The organism is Thiobacillus thioparus DSM 505, assembly GCF_000373385.1.
In the GTDB taxonomy this organism is placed as follows: Bacteria; Pseudomonadota; Gammaproteobacteria; order Burkholderiales; family Thiobacillaceae; genus Thiobacillus; species Thiobacillus thioparus.
On record NZ_KB891316.1, the window covers coordinates 780,905 to 801,426 of the forward strand.

General features: G+C 61.8%; 15 protein-coding genes. 8 read left to right on the forward strand and 7 right to left on the reverse strand.

Annotated features, from left to right (window positions below):
• Positions 1 to 283 precede the first annotated feature (283 nt).
• The 3 genes from B058_RS17220 to B058_RS0104020 form a co-directional block, all read right to left on the reverse strand.
• Positions 284 to 1,105, reverse strand: a complete 822-nt coding sequence (locus B058_RS17220) for a methyltransferase domain-containing protein (RefSeq protein WP_018507192.1) — start codon at positions 1,103 to 1,105, stop codon at positions 284 to 286.
• A gap of 329 nt (positions 1,106 to 1,434) precedes the next feature.
• Entirely contained in the window at positions 1,435 to 1,875 is a 441-nt protein-coding gene (cynS, locus tag B058_RS0104015) for a cyanase (protein WP_026240622.1), read from the reverse strand.
• Positions 1,876 to 2,011: 136 nt separating this feature from the next.
• Entirely contained in the window at positions 2,012 to 2,707 is a 696-nt protein-coding gene (locus tag B058_RS0104020) for an energy-coupling factor ABC transporter permease (protein WP_018507194.1), read from the reverse strand.
• A gap of 381 nt (positions 2,708 to 3,088) precedes the next feature.
• Here B058_RS0104020 and cynR point away from each other — a divergent pair, with 381 nt between their 5' ends.
• The 7 genes from cynR (at position 3,089) to B058_RS16410 (ending at position 12,432) form a co-directional block, all read left to right on the forward strand.
• Positions 3,089 to 4,078 (forward strand): transcriptional regulator CynR, encoded by a 990-nt coding sequence (cynR, locus tag B058_RS0104025; protein ID WP_018507195.1) that lies wholly within the window; start codon positions 3,089 to 3,091, stop codon positions 4,076 to 4,078.
• A gap of 302 nt (positions 4,079 to 4,380) precedes the next feature.
• Positions 4,381 to 6,588, forward strand: coding sequence for a glycolate oxidase subunit GlcF (gene glcF / locus B058_RS18465; protein ID WP_018507196.1), 2,208 nt, complete (start codon positions 4,381 to 4,383; stop codon positions 6,586 to 6,588).
• A 46-nt stretch (positions 6,589 to 6,634) separates the two neighbouring features.
• The gene (locus B058_RS0104035) at positions 6,635 to 7,537 is read left to right on the forward strand and encodes a PhzF family phenazine biosynthesis protein (RefSeq protein WP_211208608.1); all 903 of its coding nucleotides are present in this window, start codon (positions 6,635 to 6,637) and stop codon (positions 7,535 to 7,537) included.
• 109 nt (positions 7,538 to 7,646) lie between these two features.
• A complete protein-coding gene (locus tag B058_RS0104040; RefSeq protein WP_018507198.1) occupies positions 7,647 to 8,864 on the forward strand; it encodes a GAF domain-containing sensor histidine kinase in 1,218 nt (405 codons plus the stop codon).
• The gene (locus tag B058_RS0104045) at positions 8,861 to 9,526 is read left to right on the forward strand and encodes a response regulator (RefSeq protein ID WP_018507199.1); all 666 of its coding nucleotides are present in this window, start codon (positions 8,861 to 8,863) and stop codon (positions 9,524 to 9,526) included. The genes B058_RS0104040 and B058_RS0104045 overlap by 4 nt, the downstream gene beginning before the upstream one ends.
• Before the next feature lie 102 nt (positions 9,527 to 9,628).
• Positions 9,629 to 10,684, forward strand: a complete 1,056-nt coding sequence (locus tag B058_RS0104050; RefSeq protein WP_018507200.1) for an extracellular solute-binding protein — start codon at positions 9,629 to 9,631, stop codon at positions 10,682 to 10,684.
• Positions 10,681 to 12,432, forward strand: a complete 1,752-nt coding sequence (locus B058_RS16410; protein ID WP_018507201.1) for a GGDEF domain-containing protein — start codon at positions 10,681 to 10,683, stop codon at positions 12,430 to 12,432. The genes B058_RS0104050 and B058_RS16410 overlap by 4 nt, the downstream gene beginning before the upstream one ends.
• Positions 12,433 to 12,633: 201 nt before the next feature.
• On the opposite strand, the gene B058_RS17225 is transcribed toward B058_RS16410, so the two are convergent.
• From B058_RS17225 to nifJ, 4 genes are all read right to left on the reverse strand, one after another.
• Positions 12,634 to 12,912, reverse strand: coding sequence for a hypothetical protein (locus tag B058_RS17225; RefSeq protein WP_157265501.1), 279 nt, complete (start codon positions 12,910 to 12,912; stop codon positions 12,634 to 12,636).
• Positions 12,913 to 13,167: 255 nt separating this feature from the next.
• Positions 13,168 to 13,860, reverse strand: a complete 693-nt coding sequence (locus tag B058_RS17230) for a cation:proton antiporter domain-containing protein (protein ID WP_081616720.1) — start codon at positions 13,858 to 13,860, stop codon at positions 13,168 to 13,170.
• Between the two features lie 73 nt (positions 13,861 to 13,933).
• Entirely contained in the window at positions 13,934 to 14,950 is a 1,017-nt protein-coding gene (locus B058_RS0104075) for a dihydroorotate dehydrogenase-like protein (RefSeq protein WP_018507203.1), read from the reverse strand.
• A 1-nt stretch (position 14,951) separates the two neighbouring features.
• The gene (gene nifJ, locus B058_RS0104080; RefSeq protein WP_018507204.1) at positions 14,952 to 18,662 is read right to left on the reverse strand and encodes a pyruvate:ferredoxin (flavodoxin) oxidoreductase; all 3,711 of its coding nucleotides are present in this window, start codon (positions 18,660 to 18,662) and stop codon (positions 14,952 to 14,954) included.
• A 151-nt stretch (positions 18,663 to 18,813) separates the two neighbouring features.
• On the opposite strand from nifJ, the gene B058_RS0104085 reads away from it, so the two are divergent.
• Positions 18,814 to 20,520, forward strand: coding sequence for a cation:proton antiporter domain-containing protein (locus B058_RS0104085; RefSeq protein ID WP_018507205.1), 1,707 nt, complete (start codon positions 18,814 to 18,816; stop codon positions 20,518 to 20,520).
• The last annotated feature ends 2 nt before the right edge of the window (positions 20,521 to 20,522 follow it).

Below are 20,522 nucleotides of genomic sequence, written 5' to 3' on the forward strand. Positions count from 1 at the left end.
TTCCGGTCTACACCTTCATGTTTGCGTTGCGGTGGATTCCATCGCAGATCTTTGATGGCCCAACTATGCGTCATCTAACTATTGGTTTCCAAGTCTTAATTCCGATGATCCCCATAGGGTTTTACTATAGGCCCAAGACCCGCTTGCAGACTGGATTCCAGCATTTCAGAACACATCGAAACCCGTTTGTCACAGGGCATTCAAACACCCCTCTCCAAACAATATCCAATAGATATCTTTCACATCTCCATCCGGATCGTTCCACGCTGACTTAACAATAGGATCAGATACGGTGCGCTATGTAAGTGTAGTAATTGCATGCGGCAAAGAATGTTCCGTTCTCCATTGCCTGACGCTGCTCGTTGTGCCAGACCTCCATCGCGCGTTCCGGCAGCAATCCTGCCTGTTTGACATAGGGCACATAGGTCTCGGCAAACGACTTGAAATAGCTTGCCTGGCCGATCTCGACCACGGCATCGCCCCAGGCGTCAGCCAGCTCCAAGCCGAGCTCGGGCAGGAGTCTCGGCAGATCGCGCATGATCCGCGGATTGTTGAACGTGGCGTTCGCCAGAGCTTCGTCGACAAGGCGGCCGAAGTCGTGGTCAGGGTAAGCATAGGTCAGGGAGGCGTAATCGCCATCAAAAACAACCACGGTTCCGCCAGGGCGGACAACACGCGCCATCTCGCCCAATACCGCGAGCGGTGCAGTCACATGGCTGATCAGCGTGTGCGCGATGACGACATCGAATGTCGCATCGGGAAACATGAGGCGGTGCGCGTCGCCGGTCTGGAAAGCGATCCGTCCATCGACCTTCTCGTTTCGCGCGAAACCGTTCGCCGCATCGATGAAATGGCCGCATTGATCGACTCCCAGCGCCTTGCCGGAAAAGTCGTCCCGGCGCGCGATCGACCGCAACACAGCCCCCGTGCCGCAGCCCACTTCCAGGATCTGGACGGATGGGGGCAAGGCAAGTCGAGTCACATAGTTGTCGAGCAGGCGTGCAAAGACACCATCACGTGCCCGGCTTTCAAGTCGGGCGACGAGACGTTCGAGTGCGGCCTCATCAAGTTCATTGACGAAACGGTGGGGGTCACGCGCAGCCATGCTTCACCTCATCTTTAAAACGAAGCCCGATCGTCCAACACAGTCGAATCCGAAAAGCAGGCACCCTCCCGACAACCGGAGTGGCGGATCGATGCTGAAGCCCAGGTCGCCGCACAGCACAATGGCCTGCGGCATATTCATAAAAAAAAGCCGCCTCGCGAGGAGGCGGCAACCCTAGGACATCCGGCACAGGAGGAGTAGATACCGGATTGAGGAGCCCTAACACTTATGTTCAATGAATGCTTGTTCACATGATCAGTTCTGGCAGCTTCACGGCAAACGGGACCTCACTCCCGTAACGCCCTCTCGGAGGCGTAGCCATGACGCGCTCACCAGGATTTATAGGGCAGGAACTTGCCGCTGATCGTGACCAGTACGCGATCGCCTTTCGGGTCTTCCTGTCTATCGATGTTCATGGTGAAGTCGATGGCGCTCATGATGCCGTCGCCGAATTTCTCGTTGATCATCTCTTTGATCGTCTCGCCATACACGTTCAGCATCTCGTACCAGCGGTAAATCAGCGGGTCCGTCGGAATGGGACGATCCCATGTCTTGGTCGGGAAGCACTGCAACGCGGCCGAAATCTCACCGCCAAGACCAAGCGTCTTGGCCACCGCATCGGCCTGCGGCTTTTCCAGATGGTTCATGCCCAGGCATGCCGAGCAGACAAACTCGTCGGACAAGCCCGCCGACTTGGCGATGTCGCCCCACGTCAAGCCTTTCCCGGACTTGGCCTGGAGGATCGCTTCTTTCATTTCTGTTTTATTCATCCGTACTGCTCCTTGCGTTGACCTGACGGACGGGCCGCCCGGCAACTGTGTCTCTGGTCAAATGGGTGCGGGTAATGCGTAAACGATCCGTTCGGGGAGGACATCAACTGCCCGGAAGCCCTCCCCATTGCGTTGTTCAGCTTCCCACGCGGGCCGCCGCTACCCGATAGAAACGCTGTTGGAACACCGTGCTGTCCTGAAGCTGATGCAAACTCTTCACGGCAGCGAGAATCGCCAGATCCAGCAGCGGCTCGATGAGAACGACCGACATGTAGGCGACACCGAACGTCCCGATTTGCGCCAGATTCGCGGCACCCACGCCCTGGCCGTAGATAGCCCAGAAGGCAACCCAGGCCACCACGCCACCCTGGTAGGCGGTCGACAGTGCCAGGCACTGGCTGTATTTCACATCCTTGTAAGCCGTTTTCTCAGGAATATAGCGATGCGCAATGGCACTGAGCGCGAACAGGGGCACCAGCAGCGTCGTCATGTTCATGCCGTATTGCGGCAGATCCCACGGCGCAAAGAAGAGGCCCTGCGTCAACAGTCCGAGCGCCAAACCTATGGCCGCCGGCGCCGCGCCGAACATGAGGAAGAGTGTCGAGCCCAGGATCAGGTGGACCTCGGAAACACCGATCGGATAGTGCGGAAAGACCTCGAAGAAGCTGAATACGAGGGCCGCTGCGATCAGGCTGCGAATTCCCAGGGGGAGGATCCCGTCCTGTTTGATCGAATTCAATGCCTGCTTCGCCGTATAGCCAAACACCCCGATCGCCGTAGCGTAACTCAGTGTCATTTTGGCGCCTTCAACAATACCTGGTTCAATATGCATGGTGTTTCCTCCTTTGTGCACTCTCTAACGAATCTTGTTGCCCAGCCCCAGCCAGGTAACGACCAGTAATCCAGACAGAATGACCGACAGACTGCCCCACTTCCATGTGCGCCGGCCTGCGCCGCACGCCCATGTGGCAGAACCTTGCATGTCGATCAACGTCAAACTACGACACGTGCTCGATAGTCCATAAACATTCTCGAATATGCCGATTCACTACCGGTCACCCCCCGTCCAGGCAGGTTCGGTCATAATGAAAAGCCATGTCGATCTGCTGCTCTGTCTTTAGGAACATCGATACAAATCGTATGTTCACAACAATGGACTAACTGGCTATAGTTTTCCAAGTCTTTATTCCGATTAGTGCTATAAGGTTTGGCTATGCAACGCAATCTCATCTTCCCTCGCTCCATTCGCTACCTGATCGCGGTGGCGGATATGCAAAGCTTCACGCGCGCCGCGGAACTGCTGTTCGTTTCGCAGCCCACGCTGTCGCAACAGATCAAGCACCTGGAAGATTTGCTCGACGTGCAATTGCTGGATCGGTCCGGACGGACGGTGCAACTGACTGCCGCTGGAGAGGTGTATCTGCACTATGCCCGTCGCGCCTTGCGCGAACTGGACGAAGGAAAGCGGGCCATCCATGAACTGCAGGACCTGAGCCGCGGTTCGCTTCGCCTGGGGATGACACCCATCACCGACCACCTGGTCAGCCCTCTGCTGGAATCCTTCAATACCCGCTATCCCGGAATCACCGTCAGCACACGGGAATTGCCGCAGGACGCCGTCGAGGCCAACGTGGCAGAGGGAAATCTCGATATTGGCATCGCTTTCTCCAACGTGCTCTCGACCGCAGCCCGCTCGAACGAGATCGACACCCATATCCTGTTCACTGAAACGCTGAACCTGGCCGTCGGCAAGGCGCACCCCCGCGCCGGCCAGACCGAATCGTTGAGCCCGCAGGTACTGGAAAACGAGTCGCTGGTATTGCTCAACACCGATTTTGCGCTGCGGCGCCATATCGACCTGTATTGCCTGGAGCATGGGATTACGCCGCGTATCGCGATGGAAACCAATTCGCTCAGCGTCATTGTCGAAGTCGCCCGCCTCGGCCGGCTTGCCACCATCCTTCCCCACAGCATTATCTGTTCGCAGCAGGGTCTCCATCCGGTAATGCTGCAACCCGACATGCCGCACCACACGATTACCCTGATCTGCCGCAAGTCTGGTTACAAGAGCCCGGCCTGTACGGCATTTGGCGTGCTGGCAACACTCTGGTGCCATAACCGCCCCGGTGCCAGCAAAAGCGCGCTCGCGGAGTTCGGCGCCGATTTCGATTCCCTGCTCGAAGAATCCACTTCGAGCGAATAGCCGTTTCAGGCGCGCCGGCAGGGAAATTACGTTTCCGGATGACGTGCCGACACACCATAATCCATTCCTATTAGCACGATCGAAATAAGGTCTTGGACAAGCATTTTTGCCTGGCCCATAGTATTATCCGAAGGCGACGGACAAATGAGCTCGAGCGATCTCGCTACCGCCTGCAGTGATCACGAAGGCGCAGCGCAGATCCCGCACACTGAAAACCCACCCTGTCAAACGCCGTCGCCCGAACCTCGGAACCAGACTTCAATCCCTCGGGTGAAACACGAGTTTCTACATGGAGAACGAGCATGAAAATCGAGCTGGCCGAACCCTACCGCGATACCGAGCGGGGACGCGAAGCGGAATCGCTTCTGCTTCCCTGCGTGCAATGCGGCCAATGCACCTTTACCTGCCCGACCTTCCGGCTGCTCGACGACGAGTGGGACGGGCCGCGTGGACGCATTTATCTCATCAAGCAGTTCATGGAGGGCAAGGAACCCACCCCAGACATGCTTGAGTTGCCGGCCTATTCCCTCAGCACCCTGGAAGGCCGGACGCTCAGCGCCAATCTGCAACTCCATCTCGATCGCTGCCTTGGCTGCCGGTCCTGCGAAACCAGCTGCCCGCAGGGCGTCCGCTATGGACGTCTGCTCGATATCGGGCGAGAGCTGGTCGAAAAGGAATCCCCCCGTCCGCTCAAGGAGAAACTGGCCCGCCGCGCGCTGCGTGCCGTGGTGCCCTACCGTTACCGGTTCACGGCGTTGCTACGCACAGGGCAGGCCCTGCGACGCTTCCTGCCGGATGAGCTTCGCGCGCGGATCCCGCAGCGGCGCAAGGCCGGCAGCTGGCCCGATCGGCCGCATGGCCGGCGCATGCTGATCTGGCAGGGATGCGTGCAGCCCGGCCTCGCGCCCGACATCAATGCCGCATCTGCACGCGTGCTGGATCGTTTCGGAATCCGGCTGATTCCGGCCAGCGACGGCTGTTGCGGTGCCCTGAGCCATCACATGGCCGAGACGAACGAAGCGCGTGCCTTCATGCGCAAGAACATCGACGCCTTGTGGCCGCACATCGAGGCGGGCGCCGAAGCCCTCGTGCTCACTGCAAGTGGGTGCGGCATGCACTTTCGCGAATACGGCCAGCTGCTGCACGACGATCCCCAATACCGCGACAAGGCAGCCCGCATCTCGGAACTGACCCGGGACATCGCGGAAATCGTCGCCGAGGAATGGAAAGACGACCCGCTTCACGCCCTGCCCGCACCTCAGAAGCCGCGGCGCATCGTCTTCCAGTCATCCTGCAGCCTGCAGCATGGCGAAAAACTGAACGGCGTGGTCGAAAAACTGCTGAAGCGCGCCGGGTTCAAACTCCTTCCCGTTCGCTATCCTTTCATGTGCTGCGGTTCGGCAGGGGCCTACTCTCTCCTGCAGCATACGCTCTCGGAATCGTTGCGCGAGCGCAAGCTGGAAACCCTGCTGGTCAGTCGCCCGGAGGCCATCGCAACGGCCAATATCGGCTGTCTGACCCATCTGGCCCTGGCGTCGCCGATACCGGTCAGCCATTGGATCGAATTGCTGGACAAAACATTCCAGGAAGCAGATTCCCAACTACGCGGCAATCCTGAGCCGCACATGAACCCGGCGCCCGCCAACGCCCATTCTTTACACAAGGAACGGCCTGTCTCCGAAGCGGGCACACCAAGATCATTCGATAAAAACGATCTCAGCAGGAAAAACAAGGGAATGAAGACAACAACAAGAATCGTGAGCCTCTTCGTATTGCTCATGTCCGGCCAATGGCCCGTGGCAGCGCTGGGCGCGCACCCCCTCCTTACGGAGGACACCGGCACCCAGGGCACCGGCCATGTTCAACTGGAATTGACGCACGATCTCAGCTACACGAAAGACGACTCCACCAACACACGCGATCAGCGCATCAATACCGTTCTATCCATTGGCCTCACGGACACCCTCGACGTGATCGCCTCCCTGCCGCATGATCGTCAGACCGACCGGCTGGCCAGCGCAGACACTACTGTCCGGGGGGTTTCGGACATGGAGATTGCCGCCAAATGGCGTTTCTACGATGAAGGCGCACTGAGTTTCGCCCTGCGCCCCGGGCTGGGGTTGCCGACCGGAGACGACGACAAGGGGTTGAGCGCGGGACATGTCACGCCCAGCCTGTTCGCCGTGATGACGTATGCAGGCGAACCCTGGACCTTTCACGTGCACCTTGGCTATACGCGCAACATCCACGACGGAACGGACGAGCGGAACCATATTTATCACGCTTCGGTTGCCGCGGAATACGCGCTGGGCGAATCGCTAAGACTGGTAGGCGACGCCAGCGTGGAAAACAGCGCCATCCGTTCGGGCCATCCCAACGTGGGCTCCATGGTGCTGGGGCTGGTCTATTCCGTCACCCCGAATCTGGATATCGATCTCGGATATCGCAAGGGCCTGACCCATCCGGCCGCGGATTCGGTGTGGCTGACCGGCTTGGCCATCCGCTTTTAGCGGCACGCCGCACGCAGGAAAAGCTTTTATACTACCCGGTTGATTGTTGCTGGGCAGCACAGCCATGACGCACCCTTTCCACATCGTTGACGTTTTTGCAGAACGGCCCTACGCCGGGAATCAACTGGCGGTGGTCACCCACGCCGACGACCTCTCCGACGAAACGATGCAGCAGATCGCGACCGAGATGAATTTCTCGGAAACGACCTTCGTCTACAACGCCCCAGAGCGCGATGGCGGCCACCGAGTCAGGATCTTCACGCCTGCACGGGAAATCGCCTTTGCCGGGCACCCGATCCTCGGGACGGCCTGGGTCATCCGGGAACAGATTGCGCCCGGCTCCTCGGCGCCGGTACGGCTGAATCTTGCGGTCGGCCAGGTCCCCGTCACGTTCGAAGCCGCTGCCGACGAAGCCGAGACCGCATGGTTTCGGGCACCTCAGGTGACATCCGGAGCGACATGCGACCGCGAACCCGTTGCGGCGGCGCTGGGCATCTCGCCTGACGATATCGAGACGACGTCCCCTATCCAGCAGATGACTGCCGGCATTTCAGCCATGATCGTGCCCCTGCGCAGCCTCGACGCGCTACGCCGCTGCAAACTGGATCTCGACGCCTTCGCGCCATTGACCAGGCAAGGCTTTCCTTCGCTCGTGTACCTGTTCTGCCGCGAGACGCATCACGCCCGCAATGATCTGTGCGTCAGGTTCTTTTTCGAGGCGCACGGCGTACGCGAGGATCCGGCGACGGGCAACGGGGCCGCCTTCCTCGGCGCCTATCTCCTGCAACATCCGATTCTCCCCGGGTCCAGCCTGTCACTTCGCATTGAACAGGGCTATGAAATGAACCGGCCCTCCCTTGTGAGGCTGCGTGCCGGCACGGCCGACGGAACCCCCGAAGTGAGTGTGGGCGGACGCGTGATTCCCGTCATCAAGGGGGAACTGCTTTGACGCGAAAACCCTGTCGAATCAGCCGGTTTTTTCGCGACCGACTCGCCCCGGCGGCTTGGGATCGCGCATAAATCGGATATGCTGAAAAGCTACGTCTTCTGATCGCACCATGAAAGACAACATCCACCCCCTGATCCAGCACACGGCGCCCGATTCGGGCAACGTCAGCATCCCGGCGCTGCGCGTGCTGTCGGAAATCACCACCAGCCTGTCCACCGACTCCAACGTCGAACAGCTGCTTGGACGCTTCCTGTCGACCATGATCCGGCTGGCGGGCGCCCAGGCAGGGGCGGTGCGCGTCATCACCGACGACCGCACGCATTTGCGGCTGATCGGTTCGGTGGGGCTGCCGCCCGAACTGGTCGAGCACGAAGCCATCGTCAGCGTCGATTGTGGCGTATGCGGCAAGGCCGCGCGCGAGGTGACGGTAAGCAGCTGGAACAACGTCGCCTTCTGCAAGCGGCAAGCCAACGACGCCTATTTCAGCGACAGCTGCAACACCGTGGTCGCGGTGCCGCTGATGCACAAGAATCAGGTCATGGGCGTCTACAACCTGTTCCTCGAAGAAGGCAAAACCGTCCCCGAGGATGTACGCCTCTTGTTCCGCTCGATCAGCGAACACCTCGGCATCGCGCTGGAAAATGCCCGTCTCACCCGCGAGAACATGCGCATCTCGCTGATGAACGAACGCCAGATGCTGGCCAACCAGATCCACGATTCGCTGGCGCAAACGCTGGCCTACGCCAAGATGCGGCTCACCGTATTGAGCGACGCCATGCGCCACGAGGACTACCCCAAGGCCAACCGCTATCTGGGCGACGTCGAGGAAGCGGTCGACCTCGCCTACGCCGACCTGCGCGACCTCATCACACAGTACCGCGACCGCATCAACCCGCGCGGCCTGGTGCCGGCGATCCAGGAAATGGCCAAGAGCTTCCGCAAGAAGGCCAATGCCGACGTCGATTTCCTCAATCTGGTACAGGATGTCTCGCTATCGCCCGACGAGGAGATCCAGGTCTTCCACATCATCCAGGAATCGCTCTACAACATCGCCAAGCACGCCCGCGCGCGCCATGTCGTCATCACCTTCGACCTCGAAAACGGCCAGTACATCGTCAACGTCGCCGACGACGGCGTCGGCGTGCAGAAGAAGAACGACGAATCGTCCACCATGGGCAAGAGCTTCGGTCTGACCATCATGCGCGAGCGAGCAGCCAAGCTGAACGGCAGGCTCAGCGTGGAATCCAGCCCGGCCGGCGGCACCGTCATCCGTCTCGTCTTCCCGCAACGCGCCGCATCCCATCAGCACAGCGAGCACCCCGCATGAGCCTCACCCGCATCATCCTCGTCGACGACCATACCCTGTTCCGCAAGGGACTGGCCGAGTTGCTCGAGCAGAGCGGCAGCATCGAAGTCACCGCCTTCACCGGCAATCCGGACGATGTATCCAGGCTGCTGCGGGCGCATCGCCCCGACGTCCTCATTCTCGACCTCAACATGCCGGGAACGGACGGCATCACGCTGATGCAACAGTTGCGTGCGGAGGACTTCGACCTGCCCATCCTCATCCTCACCCTGTCGGAAGCCGAGGACGACCTCGCGCGGGCGCTGCGTGCCGGCGCCAATGGCTATCTGCTGAAAAGCATGGAACCCGACGAAGTGGTCGACGCCATCCTGCGCGCCCAGCGCGGCGAGACCGTCGTCGCGCCTGCCATGACCGCCAAGCTGGTCAAGCTGTATGACCAGAAAGGCCAGGATGCGGGCTCCCTGCTCGACGCGCTGACCCCGCGAGAGCGCGAAATTCTTTCCCACCTGTCGCGCGGCGAAAGCAACAAGGCCATCGCACGCACCTTCGACATCAGTCACGACACCGTCAAGCTGCATGTCCGCCACATCCTCGCCAAGCTGAACCTGTCGTCACGGGTGGAAGCGGCAGTGTTTGCCGTCGAGCACCGGGTGGCACCCGGCGGGAGAAACGACGGACGCTAGTTCCATGGCAATCGGCCACCCCGGGAATCGGAGCACGTCCGCATACATTTGAAGACCTCTGCACTCTAAACAATGTCAATGCGCATCCGCTATTGAGCAATCATGCTTTGCTTGCGAATCAGCTGCCGTGCCCTGTTTATCTGGGTCGCATTGACCGTGTATCTGGGAATGCCGCAGCCCGCCCTGGCAATGGAAACGCTGCGCATCCTGGCGTGGCCGGGCTACGCCGACGCGGATCTGGTCAAGATATTCGAGCAGCGCCATGGCGTGCATGTGGACGTCACGCTGGTCGACAACGACGACGTCCTGCGCGAGAAGATGGCAGCCGGGCAGGGCGCACACTTCGACGTCATCGCCGCCAATACGGCAGAGATGGTGCACTACATCGACAATGGCCTCATCCAGCCGATCGACACGCAGAACATTCCCAACCTCCGCAAACAACTGCCCCGCTTCAGGCCTTTGAGCGCCATTCCCGGCATCACCCGTGCCGGCAGAGTGTACGCCATCCCTTATACCTATTCCGAAATGGGCCTGATCTACGATCGCCGGCGTTTCAAGACCGCCCCGAGCACATACGCCGACCTGTGGGACTCCCGGTATGCCGGCCAGGTATTGCTGTTCGACGGCAGTACGCATAATTTCTCGTTGGCAGCACTGGCGCTCGGCCTCGATCCGTTCCATATCCCGCCTAGCGCCAAGCAGCAGGTCCTGAAGAAACTGCTGGAGCTGCGCCGCAATGCACTGGCCTTCTACAACCTGCCCGAGGAGGCGACGCAGCTCTTCCGCGAACAATCCGCCGCCCTGCTGTTTGCCAACTATGGAAGCCAGCAGGTCAAGCAGCTGCGCGACGCAGGCGCCGACATCGGTTATGTGGTCCCGCGCAAAGGCGTACTGGCCTGGCTCGATTGCTGGGCAGTTAGCCGCGGTGCGCGCAACAAGGCATTGGCGGAAGCCTGGATCGACTACACCCTGGAACCCGCTGTCAGCCAGGCCTTGAGCGCACGCCAGGGGCTGGCCAACACGCTCGAGGCTGCCGGCGCCGCGCATGCCGGCGGCCGCGTGATCTGGCTTCAACCAGTGGAAGACGACGCCTGGCGCAACCGGCTATGGCAGCGCATCCTCTCTGGCGAGCGCGAATCCAGCCTGTTGCAATGAAGCTCGGCATCCGTACCCGTATCACCTTGCTCATGGCAGCGCTGGGCGTGCTCGCCTCGGGGCTGACTGGTTATTACGCCTACCGCTCGAGCCAGAGTCTGCTGGCCGAGGCGGCGGAACGCGAAATGCTGACGTCGACGCGCGTGCTCGGACGCCGCCTCACCCTGAACATCCGCGAGGCAGCCAAGGTGGCCACCTTGCTGGCAGAACTGCCAGCCACCCAGGCCGTGGCTGACTTGCCTGATGTGTCCTCTCACGCCATTGCTGCTCGGAACAAGCTGGCCAGGATCTTCGAATCGGTGCTCGCCATCCAGCCCGAATACTTCCAGATACGGTTGATTCAGGCGGACCGCCACGGGCTGGAGGTCGTACGGATCGATCGCGATGGTACGGACCTGACGCGGGTCGACGGCGCCGCATTGCAAGAAAAAGGTCATTTCTCCTACGTGTTCCGAACCCTGAAGCTCAAACCTGGGGAAACCTACCTTTCGCCGATCTTCGTCAATCAGGAACAGGGCGCCTACACCGGCCACGGCCAGCCCACGCTGCAGGTCGCGCGCCAGGTATTTGCCTCCAACGGCCGCCTGTACGGCCTGGTCATCATTAATATCGACCTCAACGAACTCTTCGATCTGCTGAAGGCCGATCTGCCGCCCACGCTGGGTCTTTATCTCACCAACGCCCAAGGTGATTTCCTGATCCACCCCGATCCCGAGCAGACCTTCGGCTTCCAGCACGGCCGCCGCATCCTGGCGCAGGACGTGTTTCCGCCCGTGGAAGACATCGTCGAAGGCAAAGCCGGCTACCGGGTGATTGCACTGAACAACCCGCCGCCACTGCGCGGCTACCCCACCGTACCCACGACAGCGGTCTTCCTGCGGCAGCCGCTGGGAGACTATGTGTCGGACGACCCGTTTGCGATCATCGGCCTGTCGATGCCGCAGCGGGAAATCACGCGCCCCACCCACACGCTGGCCACTGCCACCTTGAACATCGTGTTCGTCTTCAGCGCCATCGCCTTCGTATTGGCACTCTGGATGTCACGCGCGCTGACCTATCCGCTGCAGCTGATCCTGCAGGCAGTAGGGCGCGTCTCGACTGGACGCGACCTGGGAGAACTGCCGCTCAATCGCAAGGACGAGCTCGGCGATCTGGCGCGCGGGGTGGCCCATATGCACACTCAGATCCGCGACCAGATGGTGGTGCTCGACGAACACCGGCGCTCGCTCGACCATTTGTCACGACATGACACCCTTACCGGTCTGCCCAACCGGCGGATGTTCTTCGATGTATTGCAGCAGGCCATTGCACGAGCCGGGCAGGCCGGCACGCAGCTCGCCGTGATGTTCGTTGATCTCGACAATTTCAAGGACGTCAACGACAGCCACGGCCACGCCACGGGCGACCGCGTGCTGCAGGTGGTCGCCGCGCGGCTGCAGCACTGCGTGCGGGCAGTGGACACGCTGGCCCGATTGGGCGGCGACGAATTCATCGTTCTCATCGAATCGCTGGACACGCAGGAGCCGGTGACCGCGATCGCGCACAAGCTGATCGCCCAATTCAAAACGCCCATCACCGCCGGCGCGCGCGAAATCCTGATCGGCCTCAGCATCGGGATCAGTATCCTGCCGGAAGACGGTACCGATGCGGAAACCCTGGTCGCGCGCGCCGACGAAGCCATGTATGCCGCCAAGATGGCGGGGCGCAATGGCTATCGTTTCTATTCCGCCCCGCCCGGCTCGCCCTGACCGGGACACGGACCATCCGGCCAGGAAATATTGCGGAGGCGCATGCCTCATAGACACGAGGCTTACGGTGTCGCTTGCGCCGCGGCTGCAGCAAGTTCCTCCGGTTCCTCCCGGGCAGCGCCAGACTGACCAAGGTCTGCCCGGCCTGCGGCTTGATACGCTCTTCGACCGTAAAGACCTGAAGCGCGCCCTCTTCGATCATCAGGAACAGAGGCTGCACCGGACCATACGGGCCTTCAATTCCTTGAAGCCGAATTCCCCGCTCAACCGGGTTTTCTTGATCACGGCCTCATCGGTGAACCATTGAGTCAAGGCTGCGTGCGCCATGTCCTTGCCGAACAGGAAGCGGCCCCGCAGATGACGCGAACGGGCCGCAAGCTGTTTTTCGTCCTCGGGCATCAGCTGGTAGGCCGGCGCACGCCCGAACAAGGGGGCGAAATGCAGCGCCGCCAGCGAATTGACATCGTCGTTGCTGGTCATGGCCATGAGTTTCCGATCCCGCTGATCTCGACACGGTCCAGCACGGTGCCGGAAAATATGCTGGCATAAAAGGTCGAATGCCGGCCATGCGTGCAGCCGACACGTTGTGCAGGCTGTTGTCCACCAGCATGACGGCATAGCCTTCATCCAGGAGGACCTTGGCCATTTCGCGAACCCGGAAGCGCCCTCCCAGAAAGAGGACGCCTTGCGGTTCGGCCTTGGCCAGGCCAAGCCGCCGCGCGACCAGCGGCGCGGTCAGGCCATACAGGGCCACGGTTCCGATGATGGCAAAGAAGGTCTGCGGAACCGGCACATCGGCATTCTCCAGCCCCACCTCCTCCATGCGCAGTGCGAATACCTGCTCCACGGCAGGGCGACGATGCCGCGCGGTGCCATCCACGATATGAACAGCTTCTCGCGGAAACTGGGCTTGCTGCCCAGCGTGGAGGCAAAGACGGCGGCCGGCCGCGCAATGAACACCAGGACCAGGAAAAACGCGAAACTGGCGATCCCGATCTGGTCGAGGCCTGATGGCTGGAGGTGGGCGGCCAGCAGGATGAATACGCCCGTGATCAGCAGTACCCGCAGGTTTTCCTTGAATTCGACGATGTGATGAATCGGGACGACTTTCTGGTTGGCCATGGCAAATCCCATGATCGTCACGGCCAGCAAACCCGACTTGGATTGCAGCAGGTGGGCGCCGGTAAAGACCGCGACGACGAACATGACGGCCACCGGGTTTTGCAGGGAATCCGGAATCAGGTCCCGTTTCAGGCACAGCCCCAGGATCAATGCGCCCAGCAGGATCGCCAGGGCCAGTCGAGCCCGAGTGTCCAGTGCGCCGCCAGCGTGTCGATGGCCCAGGTGATACCCGCTCCCAGCGTGACCAGCCAGGCCACCACGTGGCCAATGGCGCGAAACTCCTTCACCGGCGACGATGCCAAGCATGACGACGGCACTGAGGCTGACCAGGGCGTGTTCAACCAGGCATTACTCTTCTTGACATGGCGCCGGCATCCGCTCAGGACCAGACACCCGGCCGCGGGGTAAAACTGTCCAGCACGCGCAGGTAGCTCGCACGCGCGACGAGCGAGGGATCGGGCAGGTTCTTCTGGCTCATGCTGCCTTTCAACTGGGCGATCGAGGCATATTCCTTTTCCTCCATCCAGTTCTGCATCGCCGCGAGAATCCCGGTCAGCTTGTCGGGACCATGCTGCAGCAGGCAGGAGGCCAGGTGCACGACGTCGGCGCCGGCCAATAAGAGTTTCAGCGCCTCACTCTCGCTATGGACGCCGCCGGTGGCGGCAAGCGTCAGGCGAGTGCGGCCGTACAAGATGGCGATCCAGCGGATGCGCAACAGGGCCTCTTCGGCCGACGAGAGATGCAGCTGGTCGGTCATGCGCATCTCGTCGAGGTCGATATCGGGCTGGTAGAAGCGATTGAAGACGGCGACGCCGTTCGCACCGGCCGCTTCGAGTTGGCGCACGAAATGCGGCAGCGACGAAAAGAAAGGTGACAGCTTCATGACGATGGGCAGGCTCACCACGCGACGCAGTGCGGTCAGCAGATCGATGTAACGCGCCTCGACAGCCTCGCCGGCAGCGTGCATGTCGGCGGCGACATGATAGACGTTGAGTTCGAGCGCATCGGCGCCGGCCTGTTCCAGTGCACGCCCGAGTTCTACCCAGCCCGACGGCGACACGCCATTGAGGCTCGCCACCACGGGAATCTCCAGGCGTCGCTTGAGCTGGTGCAGGTGCGTCAGGTAGCGCTCGAGCCCGCCTTGGACTTCACCCAGGTCGGGCAGGAAGCCATCCTCCGCTTCGCTGCACCCAAGTCCTCTGTGCAGCAGAAAGCGATCCATCATCGCGTCCTCCGCCCGCAGTTCTTCCTCGAACAGGGAATACATCACCAGTGCGGCGGCACCGGCATCTTCCAGTCGCAGCGCGGTGTCGAAACTGCGCGACAGCGGCGAGGCCGATGGCACCAGCGGATTCTTGAGCGTGAGACCGAGGTAGTCGGTGGAGAGGTCGATCATGTCAGGCTCCGGATTTGGATTCGTCGGCATGGCCCTGCACCCGCGAAGGGCACGCCGCCAGATCTTTATGACCTTCAGGGTGCTCGCCCTCCGGGCGGTCTTGGCGCAGCGCCATGTCCTGATAGGCCTTGTAGCGCCGGTCGGCTTCCTGCTGGGCCTGCTCCAGGAAGTGCAGCGCTGCCTCGGGATGGCTGCGCTGCAACATGGCGAAGCGGGTCTCCGATTCCATGAAGACCTTGACCGGTTGGCTGGGCGCCGCGGAGTCAAGCCTGAAGGGGTTGGCACCGGTTTCCGCCAGTCGCGGGTCGAAGCGGATGAGTGGCCAGTGTCCGCTTTTCACCGCAAGCTCCTGCTGGCGCTGGTTGTAGAGCATGTCATAGCCATGGGCGATGCAGGGACTGTAGGCGACGATGAGCGAGGGACCGGCATACGACTCGGCTTCGTGGAACACGCGCAGGGTCTGCACGTCCTTGGCGCCATACGCTGCCGTCGCCACATACACGTGGCCATAATCGGTGGCGATTTTGGCGAGGTCCTTTTTCGCAGTGGCCTTGCCACCGGCGGAGAACTTTGCGACCGCACCGATCGGCGTGGCCTTGGAGGTCTGACCGCCGGTGTTGGAATAGACCTCGGTATCGAGTACCAGGATGTTGACATCGTAGGGCAGCGCGAGCACGTGGTCGAGGCCGCCGTAGCCGATGTCGTAGGCCCAGCCGTCGCCGCCGATGATCCATACCGAGCGGCGGATCAACCATTCGGCGACGCTGGCGAGCGCCTGCGCGCGTGGGTGCCGCGAAGACACCAGTTTTTCGAGAAGCCGTGCCACACGTTGGCGCTGCGCGACGATCTCCGCCTCCTCGCGCTGGTCGGCTGTGACGAGTGCGTCGGCAAGATCGCCACCGATCTCCGTGGCCATTTCCTTGACCAGTTGCTGTGCGTAGCCCATCAACTGGTCGGCCGCCAGCCGCATGCCGAGGCCGAATTCGGCGTTGTCCTCGAACAGAGAATTGCTCCACGCCGGACCGCGCCCGGCGCCGTTCACCGTGTAGGGCGTGCTCGGCAGGTTGCCGCCGTATATCGACGAGCAGCCGGTGGCATTGGCGACCAGCATATGGTCGCCGAACAACTGGGTGGCGAGGCGGATGTAGGGCGTCTCGCCACAACCGGCGCAGGCTCCGGAGAACTCGAACAGCGGATCGAGCAGCATGGCACCCGGGATGGTGTTGTGCTTCACCGCGGTACGATCGAACTCGGGCAGGCGCAGGAAGAAGGCGAAGTTGTCGCGTTCCTGCTCGCGCAGCGGCGCAACCGGCGCCATGTTCACGGCCCGGCGGGATACGTTCGACTTGTCGTGGATCGGGCAGGCTTCGACGCAGTCGCCGCAGCCGGTGCAGTCTTCCGCCGCCACCTGATAACTGATGTGGGTCCCGGCAGGGAACTCCTTGCTCTTCGCCGGCACGTGCTTGAAAGTCGGCGGCGCCTCCTTGACCGCCTCGGCCGCGAACGCGCGCGCACGAATCGCCGAATGCGGGCAGACGAATACGCACTTGCCGCACTGGGTGCAAAGGTCAGCCTCCCACACCGGGATTTCCAGCGCGATGTTGCGCTTCTCGTATTGCGCGGTGCCGAGCGGATAACTGCCGTCAGCCGGCAAGCGGGACACCGGCAGGGCATCGCCGTGGCCGTGATAGATCGGCAGCGTCAGATCGCGCACAAAGTCCGGATAGGCAACGGGCATCCCGGTTTCGGCAAGCTGTCCGGGCGCCACGCTTGGCGCTCGCTGGGCGGGAATCGCAACCTGCTGCAGTCTGGACAAGGTCGTGTCGATGGCGCGGTAATTCAACTCGACCAGCCGGCGGCTCTTCTTGCCGTAGGTCTTGTCGACCGCCTGCTTGATCGCAGCGATCGCCTCGTCCTTCGGCAGAATGCCGGAGATGGCGAAGAAGCAGGTCTGCATGATGGTGTTGATGCGCCGTCCCATGCCCGCCTCCGCGGCGACGGCATAGGCGTCGATCGTCCACAACTGCAGACGTTTCTCCCGTATCTGTGCGCGCAATGCCTGCGGCAGCGTATCCCATACCTGGTCCGGCGGCGCGGGCGTGTTGAGCAGGAAAACCCCGTCGGGCGCGGCGTGTTCGAGCAGTTCATAGCGGTCGACGAACATCGGCTGGTGGCAGGCGACGAATCCGGCCATGCCGGGCTCGACCAGATAGGTGGAGCGGATAGATTCCGGACCGAAACGCAGGTGCGACACCGTGACGGCACCGGATTTTTTCGAATCGTAGACGAAATAGCCCTGGGCCTGCAGGTCAGTGGTCTCGCCGAGGATCTTGATCGAATTCTTGTTGGCCGACACCGTGCCGTCGGCGCCGAGCCCCCAGAACACGGCATGCTGCAGTTGCCGCGAGGCATCGGTGCGGAAGTTGGTGTCCCATGGCAGCGACAGGTGGGTAAGATCGTCGTGGATGCCGACGGTGAACTGGCGCATACGACCTTTCACGGGCTTCAGCCCGTCGAAAGTCGGAGTCCCCTTGGGGGGCTTGGGCACGCCCTGCGAAAGCTCGTCGAACACCGCCTTCACCATGCCTGGAGTGAATTCCTTGCTGGCCAGACCATAGCGGCCACCGATCACGCGCGGCATGCTGCGCAGGCCGTCTGCCGAAGCCTGCGCCAGCGCGCCGAGCACATCCTTGTAGAGCGGTTCGCCGTCGGCGCCAGGCTCCTTGCAGCGGTCGAGCACGGCAATGGATTTCACAGTGTCCGGCAGCGCGGCCAGAAGTGTCGCCGGCGAGAATGGCCGGTACAGTCGCACCTTCAGCACCCCTACCTTTTCGCCACGCGCGACGAGATGCTCGACTGTCTCGTGTGCGGCCTCGGCGCCGGATCCCATCAGTACGATCACCCGCTCGGCATCCGTGGCCCCGACATAGTCGAACAGCGTGTACTGACGTCCGGTGAGTTCGCCGAAACGATCCATCGCGTCCTGCACGATGCCGGGGAAGGCATCGTAGTAGGGATTGGCGCGCTCGCGCGACTGGAAGAACACGTCAGGATTCTGCGAGGTACCACGCAGCACCGGATGTTCCGGCGACAGCGCGCGTGCCCGATGCGCTGCCACGAGGCTGTCATCGATCATCGCGCGCACGGTTTCCGCATCGACCGCAGCGATTTTCGCCACCTCGTGCGAGGTGCGGAAACCATCGAAGAAATGGATCACCGGGATGCGTCCTGCCAGGGTTGCCGCCTGCGCGATCACCGCAAAGTCCTGTGCCTCCTGCGGGGAATTGGCGGCAAGCATGGCGCAACCGGTGGCGCGGCATGCCATGACGTCGGACTGGTCGCCGAAGATGGACAGTGCGTGCGTCGCCAGTGTGCGCGCCGCCACATGCAATACGAAGGGTGTCAGTTCACCGGCGATCTTGTAGAGGTTGGGAATCATCAGCAGCAGGCCCTGGCTGGCCGTGAAGCTGGTCGCCAGCGCGCCGGAGGTGAGCGCGCCATGCAGCGCGCCGGCGGCGCCGCCTTCAGACTGCATCTCGATGATTTTCGGCACCGCCCCCCACAGGTTGGACCGGCCCTGCGAGGCCCATTCGTCCGCCCATTCGCCCATACTGGATGCCGGCGTGATGGGATAGATCGCAATCACCTCGTTGCCGAGGTAGGCCATGCGGGCAACGGCTTCGTTGCCGTCGATGGTGAGTGTTGTGGTCATAAGTGACTCTTACAGGATAACTCCGTCCTTTATTCTAGACACGACACGCGAATGAGCCAGCCACCGCGCGACGATAAGCACATCGGGAATGAATTTGCATCCAGTACACTAAACCCTTTGTGTCCACTGAAGCTCCGTCCGCTCACCTGCCATGCCCCACAGCGTCGAACTCATCACCACCATTGCTGCCGCGCTCGGCCTGGCGCTGATATTCGGTTTCATTGCCGTTCGCTTCAAGCTGCCTGCATTGGTCGGCTATCTGCTGGCTGGCATCGTGATCGGCCCTTTCACCCCGGGCTTCGTGGCGGATACCGCGCTCGCGGGCCAGCTCGCGGAAATCGGGGTCATGCTGCTGATGTTTGGCGTGGGTCTGCATTTCTCGCTCGACGACCTTCTGTCGGTGAAGAAGATCGCCCTGCCCGGCGCCATAGTCCAGATTGCCGTGGCGACCGCGATGGGCATGGCGCTGGCCAGCTGGTGGGGCTGGGATCTGATGGCCGGCATCGTGTTCGGCCTGTCGCTGTCGGTCGCAAGTACGGTGGTGTTGCTGAAGGCGCTGGAAAGCCTGGGTGCGCTGGCCACGCCGAACGGCCGCATCGCAGTGGGCTGGCTGATCGTGGAAGACCTGGTGATGGTGATGGTGCTCGTATTGCTGCCGCCGCTGGCCCAGGTGTTCGGCAACACCCCTGGGACGACAAGTGGTCATTCGCTGGTGGCTACGTTGGCGATCACGCTCGGAGAGGTTGCGCTGTTCATCGGGTTGATGCTGGTCGTTGGGCGGCGCTTCTTCCCCTGGCTACTGTGGCAGGTGGCTCGCACCGGCTCGCGCGAACTGTTCACGCTGTGCGTGGTGGCCGCTGCGCTCGGTATTGCCTACGGCTCCTCCGTGCTGTTCGGCGTCTCCTTTGCGCTGGGCGCATTCTTTGCCGGCATGGTGCTGCGCGAATCGGCATTGAGCTACCGCGCCGCCGAGGAAACATTGCCGTTGCGCGATGCTTTTGCCGTACTTTTCTTCGTCTCGGTCGGCATGTTGTTCGATCCGAGCGTATTGCTGAACCAGCCGCTGCAAGTACTCGCCGTGGTTGCCATCATCGTTTTCGGCAAGTCATTGGCGGCGTTTCTGCTGGTGCTGGCGTTCCGCTACCCGCTCAATACCGCGCTGACCGTCTCGGCGAGCCTCGCGCAGATCGGTGAATTCTCCTTCATCCTGGCGGGCCTGGGCGTGATGCTCGGCGTACTGCCCACCGAGGGGCAAAGCCTGATCCTGGCCGGCGCACTGATTTCGATTGCGCTCAACCCCCTGGTCTTCACAGCCATCGTGCCCGCACAGACGTGGATCCGCTCACGCTCGAAACTGGCTCGCAAACTGGAACAACGTGACGACCCGCTGGCCGAACTGCCCTCCGACGTCACGCCACACACGCTCACGGGCCACATCGTACTGGGGGGATATGGCCGCGTCGGCCGTCATATCGCGGAAGCGCTCGATGCTCAGGGCCAGCCCTATGTGGTAGCCGAACAGCAGCGCGAGGAAGTGGAAAAACTGCGTACCCGCGGCATTCACGCCGTTGTCGGGGACGCTTCCGAACCGGCCGTCCTGATCCAGGCACACATCGCACGCGCGCTGCTGCTGGTCATCGCCATCCCCGACGCCTTCCAGGCACGCAAGATGATCGAGATCGCACGCACGCTCAACCCTCGCATCCACATCGTGGTGCGTTGCCATTGTGAAGACGAGGCTGCCCTGCTACGGCGCGAACAGAGCGTGGATGTCCTGGTGGCGGAACGTGAGTTGGCGAACAGCATGGTGCGCCACGTGAGCGAGTGCGTGAAGGGACAGGCCGAGGCACACGCCTAAAC